The sequence below is a fragment of the Alteromonas sp. S015 genome (assembly GCF_036864485.1).
Classification (GTDB): Bacteria; Pseudomonadota; Gammaproteobacteria; order Enterobacterales; family Alteromonadaceae; genus Alteromonas.
Window position 1 is genome coordinate 140,975 of sequence record NZ_JAZETO010000006.1, and the last position, 21,923, is coordinate 162,897.

Sequence of the window (21,923 nt, forward strand, 5' to 3'; positions counted from 1 at the left end):
CTTTTCTCTTATTGAGACAACGTTATGAACGTTTCATACGTCTACGCAAGTAAACTGCTGGAGCTAGCAATAATGCAATCCAGCCCATTGAACCACTTGACTTATCGTTCACCTGGATAGTTACGTTTTCGGTCGTAGTTTCAATACCATCGGTAGCCGTTACTTGAACCGTTATGCTACTTGATTGCTCATGGCTAGGCGCTTGCGCCGTGATTGACGTTGTTTCTATACCATTGATAGTAATGGTCACATCGTCACCGTCAGCATCGTTAGCGGACGCCGTTACCGTGTATGAGTCTCCCTCGGTTACGCTTGATGGAGCCGATACAGAGATGACGGGCGCATCCTGTATGCCTGCAACTGCTACGGTCACTGTACCTTCGCCAACGATATCACCTTCGACCGGCTGTTGGTTATCATCAGTTGTACCTTGCACACGTACTGTGTACGTGAATGAGTCTTCACCAAAGAAATCTGCATCAGGCGCATAGGTTACGGTGCCGTCGTCGTTTACTGTTACAGTACCGTTTGCAGGATCTGTAGTAACTTCTACGGTTGAAGGATCGACAGGCGCTTTGTCAATGGTTATTGGCGAGAAAGTACGGAAGTTCCCTGAAAGAGAATTCATCGTAAACTTATTTAGGATAGTGTCATCCATTTCGTTTGCGAGAATGTTTGCTGTAATTGAAGCATCTTCGTTTACCGTCAACATATCATCCATGTATTCGCTTGCTGGGATAACCGTTCCACCGTAACTAACAGTTACCTCATCACCAGCACTAGAAGTTAACAGATACTCATCGCCCTCTACTGGAATGATTCCTTGCTCAACTTCATTCATATATGAACCCAATGTAATACCTACGCTACCCGAGATATTTTCAGCACCGATAACGGTATCGTGAATTGGTGCGCTCATTGGACCATAAACAAAACTAACGTTCCCAGTTTCATACTCAAACCAAAGTTGGAAGTTTACGCTTGTACCATCGTTATCCCAAATCTGTGCATTTTCCCACTCAACAACAAAATGGCCGGTTGCTCCAGCAAGATTAGCTGTCCAGATTCGTCCAGTTCCAGTTGCTCCACCTTCTAAATCAAGATCAGTCCAAAATGGTGCGATAACGTTGTTTGGCTCATTAAGATCAGGAAGTATATCTGGGTCGCGAGAAGTAGTACTACCCGAACTTGTACCTAATGACACAAAACCATTCGATGATATTTGCATCGTTGTATACTCACTGCCAAGGTAAGTGATAGGGCGGGGTAAACCTATCTCAATAGAGGTATCATCACAATCAGTTGAACATTCTAGCGGTGAGGTTCCTCCTACAAATTGCATGGAGAGATAACCTGATATATCAAAGCCCGCTAAAGCATCGCTGATAGCCGTGTCAGGCGTCATAGCAAAAGACGCTGTATTCAATGCACCTTCCCAGTGGACTGTTCTGCTATCAGCATCGTAAGTAACCGGTTCCTGATTTCCATTTTTGACTGCGGAAATGGTTGATGGGTCTATCGCATATTTGCGGTCAATTTCACTGGTAATACTAATCATGCCAGTGACTTCAGTATTTGTAGCGTAAGCCTTAGTAACTACAAATTCGCCTTCTTCTGCAATTTGACTGCTGACCTCACTATCAAATAACGTAGGTTCATCGCTGCTAACGGGATAAACAGCAACCGGAATGAAATAGTCTGTGGTTAAATCATCAGTGTCGGCCCAATTAATTCCACCAAATGACCATTGCGCTGAAGTCGCAGTCGTTACATCAAGGGCTAACATGATTTCAGCCGAAGCACCAGCTGGTAGCGTTGCGACCTTAGGTGTCACTTGGGCTACTATTGCAGGATCGTTGAACATCGCAGTAGCATCAACTGTCACTTCCTCGTCGCTAGTGTTTGTAACAGTGATAGACATCTCGCAATTAAGGTAGCAGCTACCATCAACAAGACTCAAATCGCTGTAAGTAAGCTCAACTGTAGTTGCACGTGGTAGATCCAGACGACCAGCACCCATATCGAAGTTATCAGCTGGTGTTGCCGCATCCTCTTTTAACACATCACGAACAGAAGACGTAACTAGCGCGCTTTTTATTTGTTGCGCAGTCCAATCTGGGTGCATTTGCTTAAGCAAAGCAGCCGCACCGGCTACGTGTGGCGAAGCCATCGAAGTTCCGCTTTTAAATGAAAAGCTCTTATCAATATGTCCAGGGGCGTCAGGAGATTCGCCAGAAAAAATGCGTGTTCCCGGCGCCGCGATATTCGGCTTAAGGAACGTCGGATCGCCATTTGGACCTCGCGAGCTACTTTCATTCATAATATCAGCAAGGCCTTCCGATACTACGCGAACAATATCACTGCCTATTGTTACGTTTAGTGGCGCATCGGTTGCCACCGCTAATTCAGCTAGCGCTTGTCCCGATGTCGCAGGAAGCATTAATGATGGAATGGTTTGTGTATCGGATAGCCCTCCCATCGGGATTGGCGCCTCGCCACGGCCGTCAACATTGTGAATCAAAACCGCTGTCGCACCAGCAGCTTCTGCATGTTGTATTTTATCTCTAAAACCGCATGTACCGCGGCTGATAAGTGCAATAGCACCTTCAAATGCGCCGTCAGCAAAAGGATCACACCCCTCAACATTCGCTGTGTCGAGTTCACTCGCGTAAATGATGGGTGATGTAATATCGCTGTCGAATACGATGCCTGGGTTTCCTACAGTGTAAATAGCTGGAATTGCGCCAATTTCAGTATCACCCTCAATTGTAACTTCGTTTGCAAACAGTCGATTTGTTGTCGTGTTAGCAACAGTGAGTACATCATCCGAACAACCGGGACAGCCAATTGTGCTTACGCCTGGGCCATCGTTACCTGCAGCAAATACGGTTACAACGCCAGCATCGTGCATAGCTTCCAATACATCTTCGTAAATAGAGCCATTTGGATTACCGCCAGCGCCACCGCCCCATGAGTTGTTTACGATATCAGCGCCGTCAGTGAGCGCGGCTTCAAGCATCGAAAGAAGCATTGAAGAAGCTCCACTCGAAGAGGTAGGGTCGTCTGTTGTAGCATAGAGTCCCTTGTACACCATCAGGTAAGCAGCAGGGGCAACACCCGAAATTTCGGCTTCTGCACCATCGCGCTCTGCCATTACACCGTAATTACCTACTGCAGTACCTGCAACGTGAGTGCCATGTCCGTTAAACCCTAATGGGCTTTCGTATTCTTCTTCAACTACAGGGAAACCTTCGACGATATCTGCCGCTCGAGCAACAATAAGCTTATTGTTACAAAAGCCTTCTACTTCTGAACAGTAATCGTCAGTAGGTAAGGATTCAGCAGGGAGCGCAGCAAAGTTGTCGCCGCTAAACAAAGGGTTCTCTGGGCGAATACCACTGTCGATGATAGCAACTTTTATTCCTGCCCCTGCGTTTTCTTTACCACCAAATTGCTCCCACGTCTCAATCGCACCGATTAGGTCTAAACTCGCATCCATTTGCGCGTGATGAATTAAATCCGGGTATACCGCTTTAACCGAAGGAATACTCGAAAGCTTGTCTAGTGCACTTTTTGAAACAACACCGGCAAAACCGTTGAAAGCTGCGGTGTACATAAGATCAGCTTTAAAAGACTTGTCAAATGACTTAATAGACTGGATTACAGACTGCTGTTGTGTTTCTAGAAACGATTTGTATTCTTTTGCGGCGTTTGACTTAAAGTTAACCTTTTGCCCTTGGTGGGCAGCCATGCTACTAATTTTGGGGTTTACGGCGCTAAATTGCGCCATTGGCGCATCGTTTAACTGGACAATTACTCGTACACTATCGCTACTTGTTTTAATAGCATTTGCCAGAATGTTTTTCTTGTTATACGTCGCTTCGATAGCATCCTTTTGTTCAACGCTGTACCCAGAAATTGGTGTGGATGTTGCTAGAGCACCGAACGCTGAGCCAGCAAGTGCTGTCGCTACTACCGTACTAATTAGTGTTTTTTTCATAATTATTCTCGTGTGAATATTTCCCTGGAGCCCAACGATTTATTTTGTTTGCGTAAAGGTCATTCGCCTTTATTAGAGTGCAACGTATCGTTGTGACCTGTTTATTGTTAGCACAAAAAAAATGGTTATGTAATGTGTATTTCGAAAATACATAATTTACATATTTTGTAACATTTCAGAAGCCGTAGTGAGTGTTATAAGTCTAGACTTAACCACTGAGAAGTGGGCTTTATTTGCATTTTTTATGATCTGACTAAATAGCTTTTCAGGTTGATGTGAGCAAAGTTGCTCTAATCGTTTACTGTGATGAAAGCTCTATCCTACTGTGTTTTCATTATGTTTACATATGTTTTACTTTTTTAGGAGGATTATCCTTTTTTATCTGGTCATATGAGTATGGCTATTTCTTCCTACTATAAAAAGCGCTTCGAATAAGGAAGACGCTCCTTCATTTTCTCAACTAGCATATTGTCATCACTATCAGTTGCAAATAACCCTCATAATTAAGGGGAACAAACGTGAAAGACAGAAATCATTTGGCCGATGTAAAAACAACAAATAAGGTCGAAATAATCTCTAAAGGGGTTGTAGACATTCCTATGCTACAAATTCTCTCTGCTGAAGGAAAATTGATTGAAAAAGCTGTTGAACCAAATATCGATAAACTCGAAGCATTAAAAATATTTAATACAATGCATTACATTCGTGTATTGGATGAACGCATGGTCGGCGCTCAGCGTCAAGGTCGCATCAGCTTTTACCTAGCGAGTACAGGTGAAGAAGCAGCTTCAGTGGCAAGCGCTGCTGCGTTATCCGACGACGATATGATAATGTCCCAATACCGTGAACAGGGCGCCTTAGCTTACCGCGGATACACCACAGAACAGTTTATGAACCAAATGTTTAGTAATAAGGACGACCCGAACAAAGGACGTCAAATGCCTATCCATTATGGTGACAAGCCACTCAACTTTATGACCATATCATCACCGTTAGGCACACAAATCCCTCAAGCATCTGGTTACGCTTATGGCCAGAAAATGTCGGGTAAAGATGTCGTCACCATCTGTTACTTTGGTGAAGGTGCTGCGTCAGAAGGAGACTTTCATGCAGGGTTGAATATGGCGGCGGTACTCAACTGCCCAGTTATCTTCTTTTGCCGTAATAATGGCTATGCCATTTCAACACCAGCAGAAGAGCAATTCGTGGGTGACGGCATTGCTTCTCGTGGCTTAGGTTACGGTATTAAAACGATCCGTGTTGACGGTAACGATGCGCTAGCTATTTATGCAGCTACAAAGGAAGCCCGTCGTATTGCCATTGAAGAGAAATGTCCTGTACTTATTGAAGCCATGACTTATCGCTTAGCGGCGCACTCCACGTCAGACGACCCAACAGGTTATCGCTCTCGTGAAGAAGAAGATAAGTGGCGTACAAAAGATCCTATTGCTCGTATGGCGAAATGGTTAGAAAGCAAAGGCTGGTTTGACGAAACTGAGAATCAAAAGCGCGTCGATAAAGCAAGACAAGACGTATTAGCAGCAATGAAGAGTTGTGAAAAGACAGACGTATGTGCCATTGAAGACATTGTCGAAGATGTATACGACACACCGCCTTGGCACTTAAAAGAACAACTCAGTGAACTGAAAGCGCATATTAAGAAGTACCCGAAGATGTACCCTAAAACAGCTGGGAGAGTAAAGTAATGGCTAAGATGAATCTACTTCAAGCGATTAACAATGCACTCATCACAGCCATGACCGAAGATGAAAAAGTAATGGTCTTTGGTGAAGACGTAGGTCATTTTGGTGGCGTATTCCGTGCGACCAGTCATCTTCAGGAAAAGTTCGGAAAAGCACGTTGCTTTAACACGCCACTTACTGAGCAAGGCATTATCGGCTTCGCCAACGGGTTGGCATCACAGGGCTCTGTACCTGTTGCTGAAATTCAATTCGGTGATTACATTTTCCCTGCGTTTGACCAAATTGTGAATGAGACGGCTAAATGGCGCTATCGTTCAGGCGGTCAGTTCGATGTAGGTACGCTTACCATTCGTACACCTTACGGAGGAGGTATTGCTGGCGGTCATTATCACAGTCAATCACCAGAGGCGTTTTTCGCTCACTGCCCGGGATTAAAAATTGTTATTCCTCGAGACCCATACCAGGCGAAAGGTCTGTTGCTTGCATCTATTCGCGATAAAAACCCCGTATTATTTATGGAGCCTAAGCGTCTTTACCGCGCTTCGGTGTCGGAAGTTCCTGAAGAAGATTACGAACTACCGTTAGGTAAGGCAGATATTGTTCAAGAAGGTAGCGATATCACGTTACTGGGATGGGGCGCGCAAATAGAAATTCTGCAAAAAGCTTCAGAAATGGCTCTTGAAGATGGCGTGTCGTGTGAAATCATCGATTTACGCAGCATATTACCGTGGGACGTTGAAACGGTTATGCAATCTGTAATGAAAACAGGCCGCCTACTGATAAATCACGAAGCTCCGCTAACGGGTGGCTTTGCGAGTGAAATTGCTGCGAGCATTCAGGAACGTTGTTTCTTATACCTTGAAGCGCCTATTGCTAGAGTGTGTGGTTTAGATACGCCGTATCCTTTGGCGCACGAAAAAGAATATATGCCAGATGAAACGAAGACGTACGAAGCCGTAAAACGTACGCTTCACTATTAAGCCGGGGGACGATGAAATGACAATTGAATTTATCTTACCGGACATTGGTGAAGGTATAGTTGAATGTGAACTTCTGGAATGGTTAGTTTCTGAAGGTGAACATATTGAAGAAGATCAACCTGTCGCGGAAGTAATGACCGACAAAGCTACCGTGCAAATTCCCGCAATGCATGCGGGTGTGGTTAATAAACTGCATTACGCGGTAGGCGATATTGCTAAAGTGCACGCGCCGCTTTTCTCTATGACGCCAGATGATGCCGACGCTAACTCAGATACTCAAGAAGGCGCGCAAGCAGTAGTAAAAGACAATGCGTCTGAAGCAGAGACAGCGAATGACAGTGCCTCTCCAGGCGCTTCAAACGGCAAGCACATCGAAGACTTTATTCTGCCAGATATTGGTGAGGGTATTGTCGAGTGCGAAATTGTGAAATGGAACGTGGCCGAAGGTGATGAAATTAAGGAAGACCAAGCCGTTGTAGAAGTGATGACCGACAAAGCCGTGGTAGAGATCCCTGCTAAAAACGCAGGTACCGTGCATCGTCTTTATTACGCGCAAGGCGATATAGCGAAAGTACATAGTGCATTGTTTGCGCTAGAAGTTGCCGGTGAAGCCACAACTACTAGCGGTTCTAATGACGAATCACCATCGGCAAACAACAGCGCTTCAAGTGTTGCATCTCAAAGCTCGGTGAACACGCAAACAAACGGTTCAAATCAGCAATCAACGCAAGTTGCTCCGTCAAAATTCACCGACGGCGAATACGAGCCACCTGTTGCTATAGAAGGTAAGGTGTTGGCTAGCCCCGCGGTAAGACGTGTTGCAAGAGAAAAGAATATCGACCTTTCTTCTGTGGAAGGCTCTGGTAAAAAAGGGCGGATCCTTAAGTCTGACGTGTTGAATATACAACATTCGAATGTTGACACGTCGTCTCAAAATACGTCATTTTCTGCGCCAAGCTCATCTACCGCAGAAAAAGGTGATTCGAATAGCACAAGCCCTGTGCTTAAAGGCAGCGTTAGAACAGAAAAAGTACGCGGTATTCATGCAGCTATGGCGAAGCAAATGTCGGCTTCGGTCTATACTATCCCGCACTTCACAGTAAGTGACGAGTTGGTAATGGACAACCTGATAGCGCTACGCAAGCTGCTTAAACCTGAATTTGAAGCGAAAAACGTAAAACTCAGCTTTATGCCTTTTTTCGTTAAAGCAATGTCATTGGCACTTAATGAGTTCCCTGTAATTAACAGTCAGCTTAACGAAGACGCCACTGAGATAAGTTACTTCGCAGATCACAATATTGGTTTTGCAGTAGACGCTAAAATTGGTTTGCTTGTACCGAATATTAAGCGTGTACAAGACCTCTCGCTTTTAGATATTGCTGTTCAGATGCAGGATATTATCGAGCAAGCTAGAGCAGGGCGCGTGGCTGGCGAGCATCTAAAAGGCGGTACGATTAGTATCTCTAATATTGGTGCAATAGGCGGTATTACCGCTACGCCAGTAATCAATAAGCCAGAAGCTGCCATTGTTGCTCTCGGTAAAACGCAGAAACTTCCGCGTTTTGATGATGAAGGGAACGTTCGCGCGCAAAGTATCATGGCGGTAAACTGGTCTGGCGACCACCGTATTATTGATGGTGCGACTATGGTGCGATTCAATAATCTATGGATGAGTTACCTAACACAGCCAGAAAAAATGTTAATGCACCTTAAGTAAAACCATTCAAAGCAATTTAAGTTGCACTAGTAATAATTTAAAAGGGCCAATAGTAAAACTATTGGCCTTTTTTGTTTTGTATACCTCAAAGCGCGATGGCGTTATTATATCGCACTATAAACAAACAAGAATTTTACTGAGGTTTTGTGCTTAGTTATCAACACGCCTTTCATGCGGGTAACCACGCTGATGTTATTAAACATCTTTGTTGGGTTGGCGTAATCAACGCATTAAAGAAAAAAGATAAACCTTTCACGCTTTTCGACACGCACGCAGGCGCAGGCGCGTACGATTTAACCGACGCAATGTCGTCAAAAAATAAAGAGTACGAGACAGGTATTTCTCGTTTACTTATAGATGACAAAAGCGCCCAGGAATTGCCAAGCTTGTTGGCCGACTATCTATCGTTGTGTGAACCTTTTTTAGCGCAGCAGCAATACCCGGGCTCACCGGCAATAAGTGCAAAGGCCAAAAGAGATGGTGATAACTTACACCTTATGGAACTTCACCCTGCGGAATTCGATAAATTAGACAACAACGTATCCCGTTTACGCACCCTTAATAGCCACGTACATAAACGAGACGGATATGAAGGGCTTCGTGCACTCACGCCACCTAAACCCAATCGCGGTGCTATTTTAATCGACCCTCCTTATGAGCGCGTGAATGAATATAGCGACCTTGTTAAGGGTGTGGAACAGGTATTTAAACGCTGGCAGCAGGCACAAATCGTAGTGTGGTATCCACTATTGTCAGAGAGGGCTGGCGCCAAAAGTGGTGCAAGTGAAGCTATGTGCGAAAAGCTTGCAGCATTAGGTAAACCCTGTTTTAAAGCAGAAATATGCGTGGCAGAAAATACCGCTGATGCCGGAATGTATGGTTCGGGCGTATTCGTTTTAAACCCGCCTTGGCAATTAGATGCTAATTTAGAGAGCGCGTTAGAAAGCGTTGTTGGTATGTTAGGTGCCGATGAAACGGGTTATCACGCTACAGCGCATGTTACCTGGATAAACGAAGATAATTGATTGCTGTGCAGTTTAACAATGGTAAGCGTATTGTTGCTGATTAATCCGTTTCAAATGAGTCACTAAAAGCGTGAAGTAAAAAACATGTCGCAACTCAAAGGCCTAAAACATTTCTATATCCCTGACGAGCAATCGATATATTTGCTCTCGCACGCGGATGCAAAAAAATTAAAAGACTGGGTAAACCTGTGTATTTCTCAGCTAGAAGGGTTGGGGTACAGTGACATCGAACTTTTAGGGAAAGGGGCCTTTGGTTTTGCGTTCGCAGGAAATGCGCCTAGCGGTGAATCACGGGTATTTAAGTTTTCCCGAATAACGTTGCCGCAGCACGTGCAGGACAGATTAGAAGAGGAAGCGTTTATGCTTTCTCATGTTAATCACGAATTTGTACCCCGATTTATTGAGTATCAACAAATACGTAAACAATCTATCTTAGTCATGGGGCGCGCACCTGGCGAAGACTTAGAAAAAGTCAGCTTGAAAACAGGCCCACTATCGCCCCGCATTATCGTCAAAATTGCAGTGCAGGTCGGCGAACTTTTATCCAGTTTTCGCCAATACAGTGAGAATGGAGAAATTAAACCTATTGTGCACGGAGACATAAAACCCTCGAATCTGGTTTGGGATGCTGAAAAAGAATCGGTAGGGTTGATAGATTGGGGCTCTTCAGTGTTCGCACAAACCGACATTACCGGACAGTATGTGGGTAACAACGTGATGGATTTAATGTCGGGTGAATTGCATCAAACCAACGCGCGACTTGGCGATGTTTATTTTATTGGCGAGGAGCAGCTTAATGGCGCACTTTCCAGCCCGCGTTTCGATGAACAAGGCTTGGCCAGCACATTATATGCATTGGCATCAGGGCAGTCGTGTCGTTACGGAAGCAAAGTTATTACGCCATCATCCCTTGGCCTTCCCAAAATGCTTGCTAATATCCTTGAGCACATGCTCAGTGAGGATGCGGTAAAAAGAAGACAAGGCGGAGATTACCTGTTTAATCACCTGCACGTTTTGAAGAATATGGTTTTCACACAAGACAAGCCAGCACTGTACACACCGTTAATACCTACATGGCTGGCCCACACACAAAACCGTGCTGATATTGAAACCGTTGTTTACAGCTCTCGAAAATCTTACTTACGTCAACAGGCCAGACTGTCTGATTCATTAGATGAGAAAGACGTAGAGGAACTTCGCTATATAGATGATGCGCAATTTGACCGCTATTACAAAAACTATCTACAAGGAATGGGCGATACCGAAAAAGCATTTGTTTCTGCAATAAGCAGACTCGGCCGTTACCCTGTAGTTGGCGGTATGGCCGTGCGCTGGGAGCCAGAAGGTATATATGTCGATTCAAGCTTGAACTTGTATGATGAATCAATGAAAGCTGCGTTTGATTTAGCAGTTAATAATGTCATTAATTTAGCAAGGGCTATTCACAAGCCCGCAGTCTTCAAGTGTTGTATGTTTAACGCCAAAAACACCCTGCATATTGAGCGCGAAAGTGAATATAAAGACTTTAAACCGGTCGGCGGTATGTTTATTCCCTATGAGCTATCACGGATTTCTGCACAAAAAGATGAAAGCCGAACTCACTCATACTTTGAAGATGGCGATGATCCGGATGAATTACTTAAGCTGCCTCAGGAGATAATCGACACCATCGTCCAACTTAATACAATACATCACACTGGTTGTATTATATTTGAAGCATTACCAAGGCATTTGAAAATCCATAACTATTACACCTTGCTTGATCACAACCAAAAAGAGCGCTTCCAAACATTATTAGCGCAACTCGTTCAGAAAATTCCCAAAATAAAAGGGTTAGGCATTTCAGGGTTTATGAAGTTACCCTATAAAGATACGCGCTTTTTTGAACATAAAGCAAAGTTGCCTGAAAAGTATTATCCGCGAAACCCAAAAGCAGTTATTGAAGAGAACGCACAACATGTCTGAAATAAAACTATCGTCACTTTTTGAACTTGAAACAGTGGAAGCTGGTATTTATCGGGGTCAAAGCTGGGATTTAGGCTTTAGAGCGTTGTTTGGTGGACAGGTCTTGGGTCAAGCATTGGCAGCAGCATATGAAACGGTAGAACCAGGTAGAGTGGCTCACTCTTTTCATACCTATTTTTTGCTACCCGGCGATGCTAAAAAGCCAGTGGTTTACGATGTTGAAGTAGTGCGAGATGGTAGAAGTTTCTCTGCACGACGAGTAAAGGCCATTCAGGATGGTAGAAATATTTTCTATATGACCGCGTCATTCCAAGTGCCGCAAGAAGGTATGGAACATCAAAACCCAACAATGCCAGATGTGCCTGTGCCAGAAGACGTGCAGTCCGATATAGAATTCTACGAAGCTAATTTTAACAAAATTGCACGGCCTATGCAGGAGGCACTAAGTTACCACAAGCCTGTAGATATTCGTACCATAGATGCGGCTAATTCGTATCATTCAGCCAAGCGTGAGCCGACCCGTTACATCTGGTTGAAAGCAAGAGACACGATGAATGCGTCACTTGCCATTCATCAAGCTGCGCTCGCTTACGCATCAGATTACCATTTTCTTAGCACATCCCTTCAGCCACACGGTGTTGCAGTCACGGATAAATCACTTCGCATTGCGACCATCGATCACGCCATGTGGTTCCATCGTCCAATCAACATGAATGAATGGATGTTATATGCGATGGAAAGCCCTTTCAGTGGTGGTTCTAGAGGATTGGTTCGTGGACAAATTTTCAGCCAAAGTGGAGAACTCATAGCATCAACTATGCAAGAGGGGCTCATGAGAAAAGTAGACGAATAAGGAGAGCGTTATGCGCTATAAGTTAGGCCCAACGTTGCCGCAGGTCCACGACGATACATTCATAGCGCCTGGCGCACATGTTATCGGCAATGTGGAACTAAAAGCGGGTACAAGCGTCTGGTTCAATGCGGTAATACGTGGTGATATGGACAAAATAATCGTAGGTGAAAATACAAATATCCAAGATGGGAGCGTATTACACACCGATGCAGGTATTCCCTTAGTGCTTGGGAAAGGGGTAACAGTAGGTCACAAAGTTATGCTGCATGGTTGTGAAATAGGTGACTATTCGTTGATAGGCATTAACGCTGTCGTTTTAAACGGTGCAAAAATTGGAAAGTATTGCATTATTGGCGCTAACGCCTTGATAACGCAGAACATGGAAATTCCAGATTACAGTTTAGTTGTAGGGGCGCCTGGTAAAGTTATCAGAGAATTGGATGAGAATGTCGAACTAAAACTGAGAGCGTCTGCTGACCACTACGTCAACAACGCTAAGACCTATAAGTCCTCATTAAAGGCAGTAGATAGCTGACACTTTAAACTTGCCCTTTCGAGACATTTTGATTCCCCATAAAAAATGCCCAGAACAAACGTTCCGGGCCTAGGGGAATGGCTCATTGCTGAGCCGTGCGCTAACTTTTACACAGGAGAGTTTAAATAAAATCTTTTAAACGAACAATGAGTATAGAATACATCTGTTCAAATTATAAACAGTTTCTGTGTGAATTTTATCTTACACCCTTAGTAAAAGTTAAATTGTAGAACTATTGTCTTAGTAATCAATTAACTACAAACTGGTCCGACGTGATCTCTTTCGGGTAAATGTCTGTACAGTTTACACCCACACCTTGTGCATATTTTATCCACTTTATAAATGATGAGTGTGGTATGCCTTTATTAAATAAATAGAGATACTTTCATTCATATTAGTTATGTTGAAAACAGGCGGTTGTGCCATGCCATTATCCTTGTAGTATGTCGAAAACGTTCATGCTTAACATGCATGATACTGACTCTAAAAACAGGCTCTTACATTGATACGAGGATGGACTATGCAATCATTTTCTACTTTTATTCCCCCTGAACGCACATTAATGGGTCCTGGGCCATCCGATGTCAACCCTAGAATTCTAAACGCTATGGCGAGACCCACACTTGGCCATCTCGATCCATTATTCATTGAGTTAATGGACCAAACCAAACAGCTTTTACAATACGCATTTAAAACTGAAAATGCCTTAACTATGCCTATTTCTGCTCCGGGCTCAGCAGGAATGGAAGCATGTTTTGTTAATCTTATAGAACCAGGCGATAAGGTACTTGTGTGTATTAACGGCGTATTTGGTAATCGAATGGTCGAAAACGTAGAGCGTTGTGGTGGTGAAGCCATTACCGTCAACAATACATGGGGCGAGCAAACTGACCTTAATGTGGTAGAGGACACCCTTAAGGCCAATCCGGATATCAAGATCCTCGCCTTTGTGCATGCCGAAACATCAACAGGCGTACGCAATGAAGCCAAAGCGCTTTGTGAACTAGCCAAAAAGTATGATTGCCTGAGCATTGTAGATGCAGTTACCTCACTTGGTGGTATCGAGTTAGACGTTGACGCTTGGGGCATTGATGCTATTTATTCAGGATCGCAGAAGTGTTTAAGTTGCGTGCCGGGTATCTCTCCCGTTTCATTTAGTGAAAACGCGGTTAACGTTATCCAAAACCGAAAAACAAAAGTACAAAGTTGGTTTTTAGACATGAACTTGATTGTTGGTTACTGGGGGCAGGGCGCAAAGCGTGCTTACCATCATACTGCACCTGTCAACAGCATGTATGCCATGTACGAAGCACTTCTTATTTTAAAAGAAGAAGGTCTGGAAAACGCGTGGCAGCGTCATGCATTGGGTCACGAAAAGCTTGCGCTGGGCTTAAGTGAACTTGGGCTAGAACTAATGGTAGACAGTGCTTATCGTTTGCCTCAGTTAAATGTAGTGAAAATTCCAGACGGCATAGATGATGCTGCCGTACGTAAGCAATTGCTTGAAGATTTCAATTTAGAAATCGGCGCCGGTTTAGGCGAGCATGCAGGTAAAGTGTGGCGAATTGGTCTTATGGGTTATGCGTGTAAGCCAAGAAATATTGATCACTGTCTTGCTGCATTGCGTACTGTGCTTAAATAAAAAAAGCATAATTACAGCCAACACGTTCAGTAATGTGCTCGACTGAACGGTTGGCTCTTAACCACTTAGCACATCACTCTAGTTCAATTTTCTGCTTCGAACTGTCTCAATGTGGGCCTTGGCTTAAAAAAAACGTATCTCGGCGAAGTTATATCTGTTCTTGCCTCCGAACAGTGTTAAGGTTTCACTCGTTGTATATATTCATAAACTGTTCAGTTCTAAACATTTAATCTTTAGGTAACGTATTTAAAGGCGCCATTAAAAAGGAAACACTATGAAAATGTTTACGCTTGCCAAATCTCACATAACGGAAAAAAGTGTATTTGTAAAAGCACTTCTGGCCTCATCAATCATTGCTCTTAGCACACCAGTAGTTTCTGTACAGGCCGCACAAGATGCGGTTATCAATGTTCAAGGCGTAGGTGCGGTAGAAGTGACACCAAACGCCTATTCAGTAACGCTCGTTGTTGAAGAAGAAGGAAATACAGTAGGTAAATTGAATACTCAACTAGATTTGGACTTACGCTCTATTGTCAAATTCTTGCTTAATCAGGGTATAGAAGAAAAGCATATTCAAAGTATGCAAGTACGCTTACAACCCCGCTATATCAATACACCTCAAGGCCGCCAGCAAGAGGGCTTCACGTTGTCACGAGATATAACTGTTACTTCTACTGAGCTTGAAACTTACGACAAAGTATTAGATGGCGTGCTGAAACGTGGTGTTGATCGTATCCAACAATTTAATTTTATATCAGTTGGCGAGGGCGATGCTTACCAAAAAGCATTGATTGCGGCTGTTAAAGACGCAAAGCAACGTGCACAGTTATTAGCAAAAGAATTAGAGGTTGAAGTAGGTGAAGTTGTTGCAATCTCAGAATCTGGTGGCAATATGCCGATTCCAGTAATGCGCGCAGAAGCTTTTGCCAAAGACATGTCTATGTCTTTACCTGGCCAAGAGCGCATCGAAGCGCGTGTTAATGTGTCTTTTAATATTGTTCAATAGCAGGAAATTCGTTTGAAAGAACAACAGTACGGTCAGTTAATAAACCAGGCAAAGAGCTTGATTTCTGGCGAACACGATCTTATCGCTAACATGGCAAATATAAGTGCGCTGCTTTTCAATAGCCTCGAAGAGGTGAATTGGGCAGGTTTTTACCTATTTAAAGAGGACCAGTTGGTACTCGGTCCATTTCAGGGGCAACCAGCCTGTATTCGCATCCCGCTCGGTAAAGGTGTTTGCGGTACGAGCGCAAGCAGCAGAACTGTTCAGCGTATAGCAGACGTTCATCAGTTCGATGGTCACATTGCCTGTGATGCTGCGTCAAACTCTGAGATTGTGGTTCCGCTAGTGCTAAACGATGTGCTGATTGGCGTACTCGATATCGACAGCCCTGTTTTTGAACGCTTTACCGAAGAAGACGAAAAAGGGCTCGTTGAAATTGCTCAAATTCTCATGGATTCGCAGAAATAATTATGAAATCCAGTGTTGATATTCACGTTGTTTTATCCACGTATGAAGATATGGAAGACTTTCACGATGACCCAGATGAGGCATCTGAACGTTTAAATTTTATCTTACATGCGGTGTACGACAATGCAGAAGAAGATATTGAAACACAGCGTTTAGAGCAAATTTTGCACTACGCATGGGAATCTTGGCAACAAGATAAGCATTTATTAGAAATAGATGACGACGAATTGCTTGATTGGGTTGACCACACGCTGGCAACTTGGGATGATGCAAGTAACGACGAAATCTCCTGAATAATTTAGAAAGTTAATGGAATCACCAGAGAAGTTTACCAACAGTAAGGAAGTGATAGCTTTCCTTGCAGAGACCTTTCCGAAATGTTTTAGCATTGAAGGCGAGGCACGCCCACTTAAGATCGGTATTTTTCAAGATCTTGCCATACGTTTAGAAGAAGAGGAACGCGTTAGCAAAACCTTACTTCGCTCTACACTTCGACATTACACCAACAGCTGGCGCTATCTTCATAGCATCAAAGAAGGTGTAAATCGTGTAGATTTAGACGGCGTTGAAGGCGATGCAATTGAAAAAGAACATGCTGATCATGCGCAGCAGCAGTTAGCAGAAAGCAAAGCGAAGGCGGCTGAAAAGCGTAAAGCTAAGCTAGCTCAGCAGCCTAAGCGAAAAGATAAACGTCAATTCAATCGTCCAAAAGGTGAAAAATCTGCAAATTCGGACCATGCTGATACTAAGCGCGGAACTAAACCGAAAAATAACAGACCAAACAATACACCACCTGCGAAATTGACAGATAGTGATTTACAGCAAGGTACGCAAGTTACCGTTAAGTTAGGTAAAGCACCTATGCCTGCAGTAATTACCGAAGTAGCTAAAGATGGCATTCACGTTCAATTAGACTCAGGCATGGTAGTGAAAGTAAACGCAGACACTTTACGTTTGGCACGCTCCAAGAGGTCGTAAAATATGAGAGACATCCTTCGAATTTCCATCGCCAGTGCTTTTCTTACCGTTGGGGTAGGAGCAGGCGCCGTTACGTCAACACCTGAGGTAGACGAGCTTCCTATTTTACAACAGGAATCTCAACACAGTGTTGCAGCTAAGCGAGTAAGCGCACTCTTCACCAGGGCGCACTACAAGGAAATATCGTTGGATGATTTACTGTCAGCTCGAGTTTATCAGCGCTTTATCGATTCACTAGATCACAACAAGCAAGTGCTATTGTTATCAGACGTAGTTGGTTTTGAGAAATACCGCACGTTATTTGATGATGCGCTGAGTAAAGGCAACCTCTCTGTTGCCTATGATATGTACAACGTAAGCGCGAAACGACGCATTGAGCGTTATGAATTCGCACTTGCGCTGTTAGAGAAGGGGCCGTTTGACTTTGAAAAAGAAGGCGATAAATTCTTTTACGACAGAGAAGATGCGGAATGGCCTGCTAATAAAGCTGAGTTGGATGAAATTTGGCGTCAACGTGTTAAATACGACGCGTTGAATCTAATACTTGCAGACAAAACGTGGGAAGAGGCAAAAGAACTTCTTACCAAACGCTATACGCGAGCGATTAAACGTACCAAGCAAGCAAAGAGCGAAGATGTTTTTCAAACTGCAATGAATGCATTCGCACGTACAATTGAAGCTCACACCAGTTACTTATCTCCGCGTAACGCTGAGCGTTTTCAAATGGACATGAACTTGTCGTTTGAAGGTATTGGTGCGGTATTACAAAGCGAAGATGATTATACTGTAATCAAAAGTGTTGTACCTGGCGGTCCTGCGGACGAGTCTGGCGCAATTAAACCAGAAGATAAAATCGTTGGCGTAGCGCAAGACGACGAAGAGTTCGTCGATGTGATTGGTTGGCGATTGGACGAAGTGGTTGAGTTAATTAAAGGCCCGAAAGGGAGTACCGTTCGTTTACAAGTTGAAAAAGGAGCGACTGACGCAAAAACCACGTCAGTTGTTAGCCTTACTCGCGATAAAATTAAGTTAGAAGATCGCGCAGCCAAATCGGAAGTGTATGTGCCAGAGACTGGCCCTCACGCGGGTGAGCCTTTAGGTGTAATCACCATACCAAGCTTTTACAACAACCTTAGTGTGGATGTTGCTAAAGAAATTGAAAGCTTGAAAGCGCAAAACGTTAAAGGCGTTATCGTAGACCTACGTGGTAATGGCGGTGGTTCTTTAACCGAAGCAACGTTACTTACAGGCCTATTTATCGAAAAAGGCCCGGTAGTTCAAATTCGATACGGTCAAAGCAAAGTGAGCGTTAACCGTGATACAGATGGCGAAGTGGCTTACGATGGCCCGTTAACCGTATTAGTTGACAGATATAGCGCGTCTGCTTCAGAGATTTTTGCGGCAGCGATGCAAGACTACAACCGTGCTCTGATCGTAGGTGAACAAACCTTCGGGAAAGGGACAGTACAGCAGCATCGCGGTTTAGGCAAAATTTATGACCTTTACGATAACCCATTAGGTAGTGTTCAGTTTACTATTGCCAAGTTTTATCGCATCGATGGCGGCAGCACTCAGCACAAAGGGGTAATTCCAGATATTCTTTATCCATCAGCAGTAGAACCGGCTGAGTGGGGGGAAAGCCAAGCGGAAAATGCATTACCTTGGGATAGCATTAACCGTGCTAACTATACAACATTCGCAGATGATACCGCTGCACTTGATGTGTTAACGGCAAAACACAACAAGCGAATTTTGCAAGATCCTGAATTTTCGTATATTCAAGACGACATAGAAGAATATAAAGAAAACAAAGATAAAAACTTCATTTCCTTGGTGAAGTCTGTCCGCGAAGCAGAGAAGAAAGAAGCGGAAGAGAAGTCGCTTGCACGTGCTAATGAACGTTTACAGCGAATGGGCATGGAAACTGTCACAACATTGGACGACCTACCTGAAGATATGGAAGAATTAGATCCATTCTTGGACGAGGCAGCCAACATTACATTCGACATGATCGAAACAGGTCGTTACGCTATCACAAGAAACTAAGTGATTAGAAAAAAGGGCTGGTCTAGGGCCAGCCCTTTTTTTGTGTCTATAAATTATTAAAACAATAATAAAGGGAAATAACATGGCTATCAGAGGCGAATTTTCCTCTCGAATAGGGTTCGTGCTAGCGGCGGCAGGCTCAGCAGTAGGACTAGGTAATATTTGGGGCTTTCCTACAAAGGTAGCAAGTAATGGCGGTGCAGCATTTGTTCTCGTATATTTACTTCTTGCTTTCGTTCTCGCTTATCCCGTACTTATGGCAGAACTTATTATCGGACGTAGTTCCCGTTCGAATATGGTTGATGCGTTAGGTAAAATATCAGGTAATTTCGTCGGAAGGCTCACGGGTATTTGGGGCTGTGTTACTGTGTCACTTATCCTCGCGTTTTACGCTATTGTAGGCGGATGGATGTTGGTTTATTTTGCCGATGCAGCCGTTAGCATGGTGGGATTAACCAATGCAAGCGATTGGCTACTCACATCATCAGTTACGCGTAACGTTATTTTTTGTTTCTTTTTTATGGCGCTAACTGCATTTATTGTGGTGGGTGGCGTTAAATCAGGAATTGAAAAATGGTCAGTGCGACTTATGCCCACTTTGGTTATTCTTATCCTTGCATTGATTGTTTATGTGAGCCTCCAACCTGGTGCCGTGGAAGGTTGGTCAGCATACTTAGTGCCTGACTTCTCTCGTGTTCTAGACCCAGACTTGTTAATTAACGCCATGGGACAAGCATTTTTCTCAATGTCGCTAGGTGTAGGTACCATGTTGGTCTATGGCTCATATCTGAGTAAGAGTGAAAACCTTCCGAGTATTGGCGCATCTGTAGCGCTAGTAGATATCGGTGTTGCGGTTATAGCGGGTATGCTTATCATTCCGGCCATGTACGTTGCATTAAACAATGGCGTTGAAATCTTCACACCAGATGGTGCATTAATCCAAGGTGACACGCTTATTTTTAAAGTACTACCAGCACTGTTTGATACCATTGGTAGCGTTGGCCTTTTCGTTGCCTTTACCTTTTTCGCGCTAATGGCGATTGCTGCCGTCACGTCTTCAATTTCAATGTTAGAAGTTCCCGTTGCGTTTATGGTAGAAAGTAAAGGTCTTCAACGTAAAAAGGCCGTGTTATTTATGGCATCGGTCATCTTTGTATTAAGCTGCATCATCATTTTAAATTTTGAAACCTTGTTTGGTTTTGTTATTGCATTAACCACTGAGTATAGCCAACCTTTACTAGGGCTAGCCTTGTGTATTTTTGCGGGGTGGGTGTGGCGCAGAGATGCGATACTTGAGGAACTTAAACAAGGTGATCAGTTTGCTGAACACAGCATGTTCTGGAAAATTTGGCCTTGGTATGTACGCTTCGTGTGTCCTGTTATCATTGCGCTAATGTTCTATCGCTCAGTATTTTAAAACACTCTGACGAGCGCGGACAGTACGCTTAACGCGTTACGAATACAATAATAAGGTTTTTAAAAACGACAATGACGAATAAAGAAATAAAAACGCCGTCACTTCTCGATGCAATACTTCCTATCTTAGCGCTAGTGATTATGATGGGAAGCGCAGTTTATTTGTTTGCCGATAACTCTTCTTACGGTCCAAACCAAATTGCATTACTTTTGGCTATGGGCTTAGCCGCCATTATCGGTATGAAAAATGGCTATAGCTGGAAAACAATCGAAAAAGGCATTGTAGACGGTATCTCAATGTCTTTAGGCGCCTGCCTAATCTTGCTAGCCGTGGGGTCTCTCATAGGGACGTGGATGCTTGCTGGAACCGTACCCACGCTTATTTATTTTGGTTTAGAGTTGCTTAACCCTTCTTTTTTCTATGCGGCTGCGTGTCTTATATGTGCGGTGGTCGCCATGAGTATTGGCAGTTCGTGGACTACCGCGGCTACGGTGGGTGTAGCGTTAATGGGTGTTTCAGCGGGTATGGAAATGTCAGCCGCTATCACAGCTGGGGCAGTGGTTTCTGGTGCGTACTTTGGCGATAAAATCTCGCCTTTATCTGAAACTACAAACTTAGCACCTGCCGTCGCAGGTACCGATTTATTCGAACACATTCGCTACATGCTTTGGACGACTATTCCAAGCTTTGTTATTGCGCTTATTCTATTTACGGTACTTGGCTTTAGCGAAGTTGGTGAAGCCAAAGCAGAGCGTATTGAGCAGATGCAGCTCTTGCTTAATCAGTCTTTTGACTTGGGTTGGCATTTGCTTATTCCTCTTGTTGTTTTGCTCACCTTAGCGATTAAAAAGATGCCGGCTTTCCCTGCAGTTTTTATCGGCGCACTTTTAGGTGGTATATGGGCGGTAGTATTCCAGTGGGAAGTAGTTACGTCTATGGCAAGCAGCGAAGATGCAGCAAATGTGGGCGCGCTTAAAGTGGTATGGACCGCGTTGTTTGACGGCGTGAGTTTTTCAACACCTGATGAGAATTTAAATAGTCTCCTTTCTCGGGGAGGTATGTCTTCCATGTTAAATACCATTTGGCTGATAATTTGTGCCATGTCATTCGGTGCAGTATTAGAGCGTGTTGGGCTATTAAAGCGTGCAGTTTCAGCCATACTCGTTGGCGCGAAATCTGCCGGGGATATGGTAAGTCGAACTATTCTTACCTGTTTTGGTACTAACTTGGTTACTGCCGATCAGTACATTTCAATCGTGATGCCTGGCCGTATGTACAAGGAAGAGTTCAAAAAACGTGGCCTAGACCAGTTGAATCTTTCTCGCAGCTTGGAAGATGGCGGTACATTGACGTCTCCACTAATTCCTTGGAACACCTGTGGTGCGTACATGCACAGTGTCTTATTAGTAAATCCGTTCGATTACGTATTTTATGCTTTCTTTAACGTAATTAACCCGATCCTTGCTGTCGTTTATGCGTATTTAGGTATAAAGATTCTAAGAATTACGCCCCATCATGTAGAAATAAACAGCAAAGGTACAGTTTAATAAAACGTTCCATATAAACCCACGTAGGCTTTCTTCTAGGA

At 43.8% G+C, this 21,923-nt stretch carries 16 protein-coding genes; 15 read left to right on the plus strand and 1 reads right to left on the minus strand.

Annotation, left to right across the window (positions count from 1 at the left end):
• Positions 1-22: 22 nt before the first annotated feature.
• Positions 23-4,000: a S8 family serine peptidase gene (locus tag V7R42_RS12755; RefSeq protein ID WP_334020647.1), complete on the minus strand. Its 3,978-nt coding sequence runs from the start codon at positions 3,998-4,000 to the stop codon at positions 23-25.
• 518 nt (positions 4,001-4,518) lie between these two features.
• Here V7R42_RS12755 and V7R42_RS12760 point away from each other — a divergent pair.
• From V7R42_RS12760 to nhaC, 15 genes are all read left to right on the plus strand, one after another.
• The gene (locus V7R42_RS12760) at positions 4,519-5,706 is read left to right on the plus strand and encodes a thiamine pyrophosphate-dependent dehydrogenase E1 component subunit alpha (protein ID WP_334020648.1); all 1,188 of its coding nucleotides are present in this window, start codon (positions 4,519-4,521) and stop codon (positions 5,704-5,706) included.
• Positions 5,706-6,683, plus strand: coding sequence for an alpha-ketoacid dehydrogenase subunit beta (locus tag V7R42_RS12765; RefSeq protein ID WP_334020649.1), 978 nt, complete (start codon positions 5,706-5,708; stop codon positions 6,681-6,683). Before V7R42_RS12760 ends, V7R42_RS12765 begins: the two co-directional genes overlap by 1 nt.
• A 16-nt stretch (positions 6,684-6,699) precedes the next feature.
• Positions 6,700-8,400, plus strand: a complete 1,701-nt coding sequence (locus V7R42_RS12770) for a dihydrolipoyllysine-residue acetyltransferase (protein WP_334020650.1) — start codon at positions 6,700-6,702, stop codon at positions 8,398-8,400.
• A gap of 146 nt (positions 8,401-8,546) precedes the next feature.
• Complete coding sequence (locus tag V7R42_RS12775) at positions 8,547-9,425, plus strand: 23S rRNA (adenine(2030)-N(6))-methyltransferase RlmJ (RefSeq protein WP_334020651.1); 879 nt, start codon at positions 8,547-8,549, stop codon at positions 9,423-9,425.
• A gap of 84 nt (positions 9,426-9,509) precedes the next feature.
• A complete protein-coding gene (locus V7R42_RS12780) occupies positions 9,510-11,390 on the plus strand; it encodes a protein kinase domain-containing protein (RefSeq protein WP_334020652.1) in 1,881 nt (626 codons plus the stop codon).
• Positions 11,383-12,243, plus strand: a complete 861-nt coding sequence (gene tesB, locus V7R42_RS12785; RefSeq protein ID WP_334020653.1) for an acyl-CoA thioesterase II — start codon at positions 11,383-11,385, stop codon at positions 12,241-12,243. Before V7R42_RS12780 ends, tesB begins: the two co-directional genes overlap by 8 nt.
• A gap of 10 nt (positions 12,244-12,253) precedes the next feature.
• The gene (locus tag V7R42_RS12790) at positions 12,254-12,778 is read left to right on the plus strand and encodes a gamma carbonic anhydrase family protein (RefSeq protein WP_334020654.1); all 525 of its coding nucleotides are present in this window, start codon (positions 12,254-12,256) and stop codon (positions 12,776-12,778) included.
• A gap of 520 nt (positions 12,779-13,298) precedes the next feature.
• Entirely contained in the window at positions 13,299-14,420 is a 1,122-nt protein-coding gene (locus tag V7R42_RS12795; RefSeq protein ID WP_334020655.1) for a pyridoxal-phosphate-dependent aminotransferase family protein, read from the plus strand.
• A 274-nt stretch (positions 14,421-14,694) separates the two neighbouring features.
• On the plus strand, positions 14,695-15,426 hold the full coding sequence (locus V7R42_RS12800) for an SIMPL domain-containing protein (RefSeq protein WP_334020656.1): 732 nt from the start codon (positions 14,695-14,697) through the stop codon (positions 15,424-15,426).
• 12 nt (positions 15,427-15,438) lie between these two features.
• Positions 15,439-15,894 (plus strand): GAF domain-containing protein, encoded by a 456-nt coding sequence (locus V7R42_RS12805; protein WP_334020657.1) that lies wholly within the window; start codon positions 15,439-15,441, stop codon positions 15,892-15,894.
• A gap of 2 nt (positions 15,895-15,896) precedes the next feature.
• Positions 15,897-16,187, plus strand: a complete 291-nt coding sequence (locus tag V7R42_RS12810) for a hypothetical protein (protein ID WP_014949541.1) — start codon at positions 15,897-15,899, stop codon at positions 16,185-16,187.
• Positions 16,188-16,203: 16 nt separating this feature from the next.
• Positions 16,204-16,872 carry an RNA chaperone ProQ gene (gene proQ, locus V7R42_RS12815; protein ID WP_334020659.1) on the plus strand — a complete coding sequence of 223 codons (669 nt, stop codon included), beginning with the start codon at positions 16,204-16,206 and terminating at the stop codon, positions 16,870-16,872.
• A gap of 3 nt (positions 16,873-16,875) precedes the next feature.
• A complete protein-coding gene (gene prc / locus V7R42_RS12820; RefSeq protein ID WP_334020660.1) occupies positions 16,876-18,918 on the plus strand; it encodes a carboxy terminal-processing peptidase in 2,043 nt (680 codons plus the stop codon).
• A gap of 82 nt (positions 18,919-19,000) precedes the next feature.
• Positions 19,001-20,335 carry a sodium-dependent transporter gene (locus V7R42_RS12825; protein WP_334020661.1) on the plus strand — a complete coding sequence of 445 codons (1,335 nt, stop codon included), beginning with the start codon at positions 19,001-19,003 and terminating at the stop codon, positions 20,333-20,335.
• 71 nt (positions 20,336-20,406) lie between these two features.
• Positions 20,407-21,882 (plus strand): Na+/H+ antiporter NhaC, encoded by a 1,476-nt coding sequence (nhaC, locus tag V7R42_RS12830; RefSeq protein WP_334020662.1) that lies wholly within the window; start codon positions 20,407-20,409, stop codon positions 21,880-21,882.
• Positions 21,883-21,923: the final 41 nt, after the last annotated feature.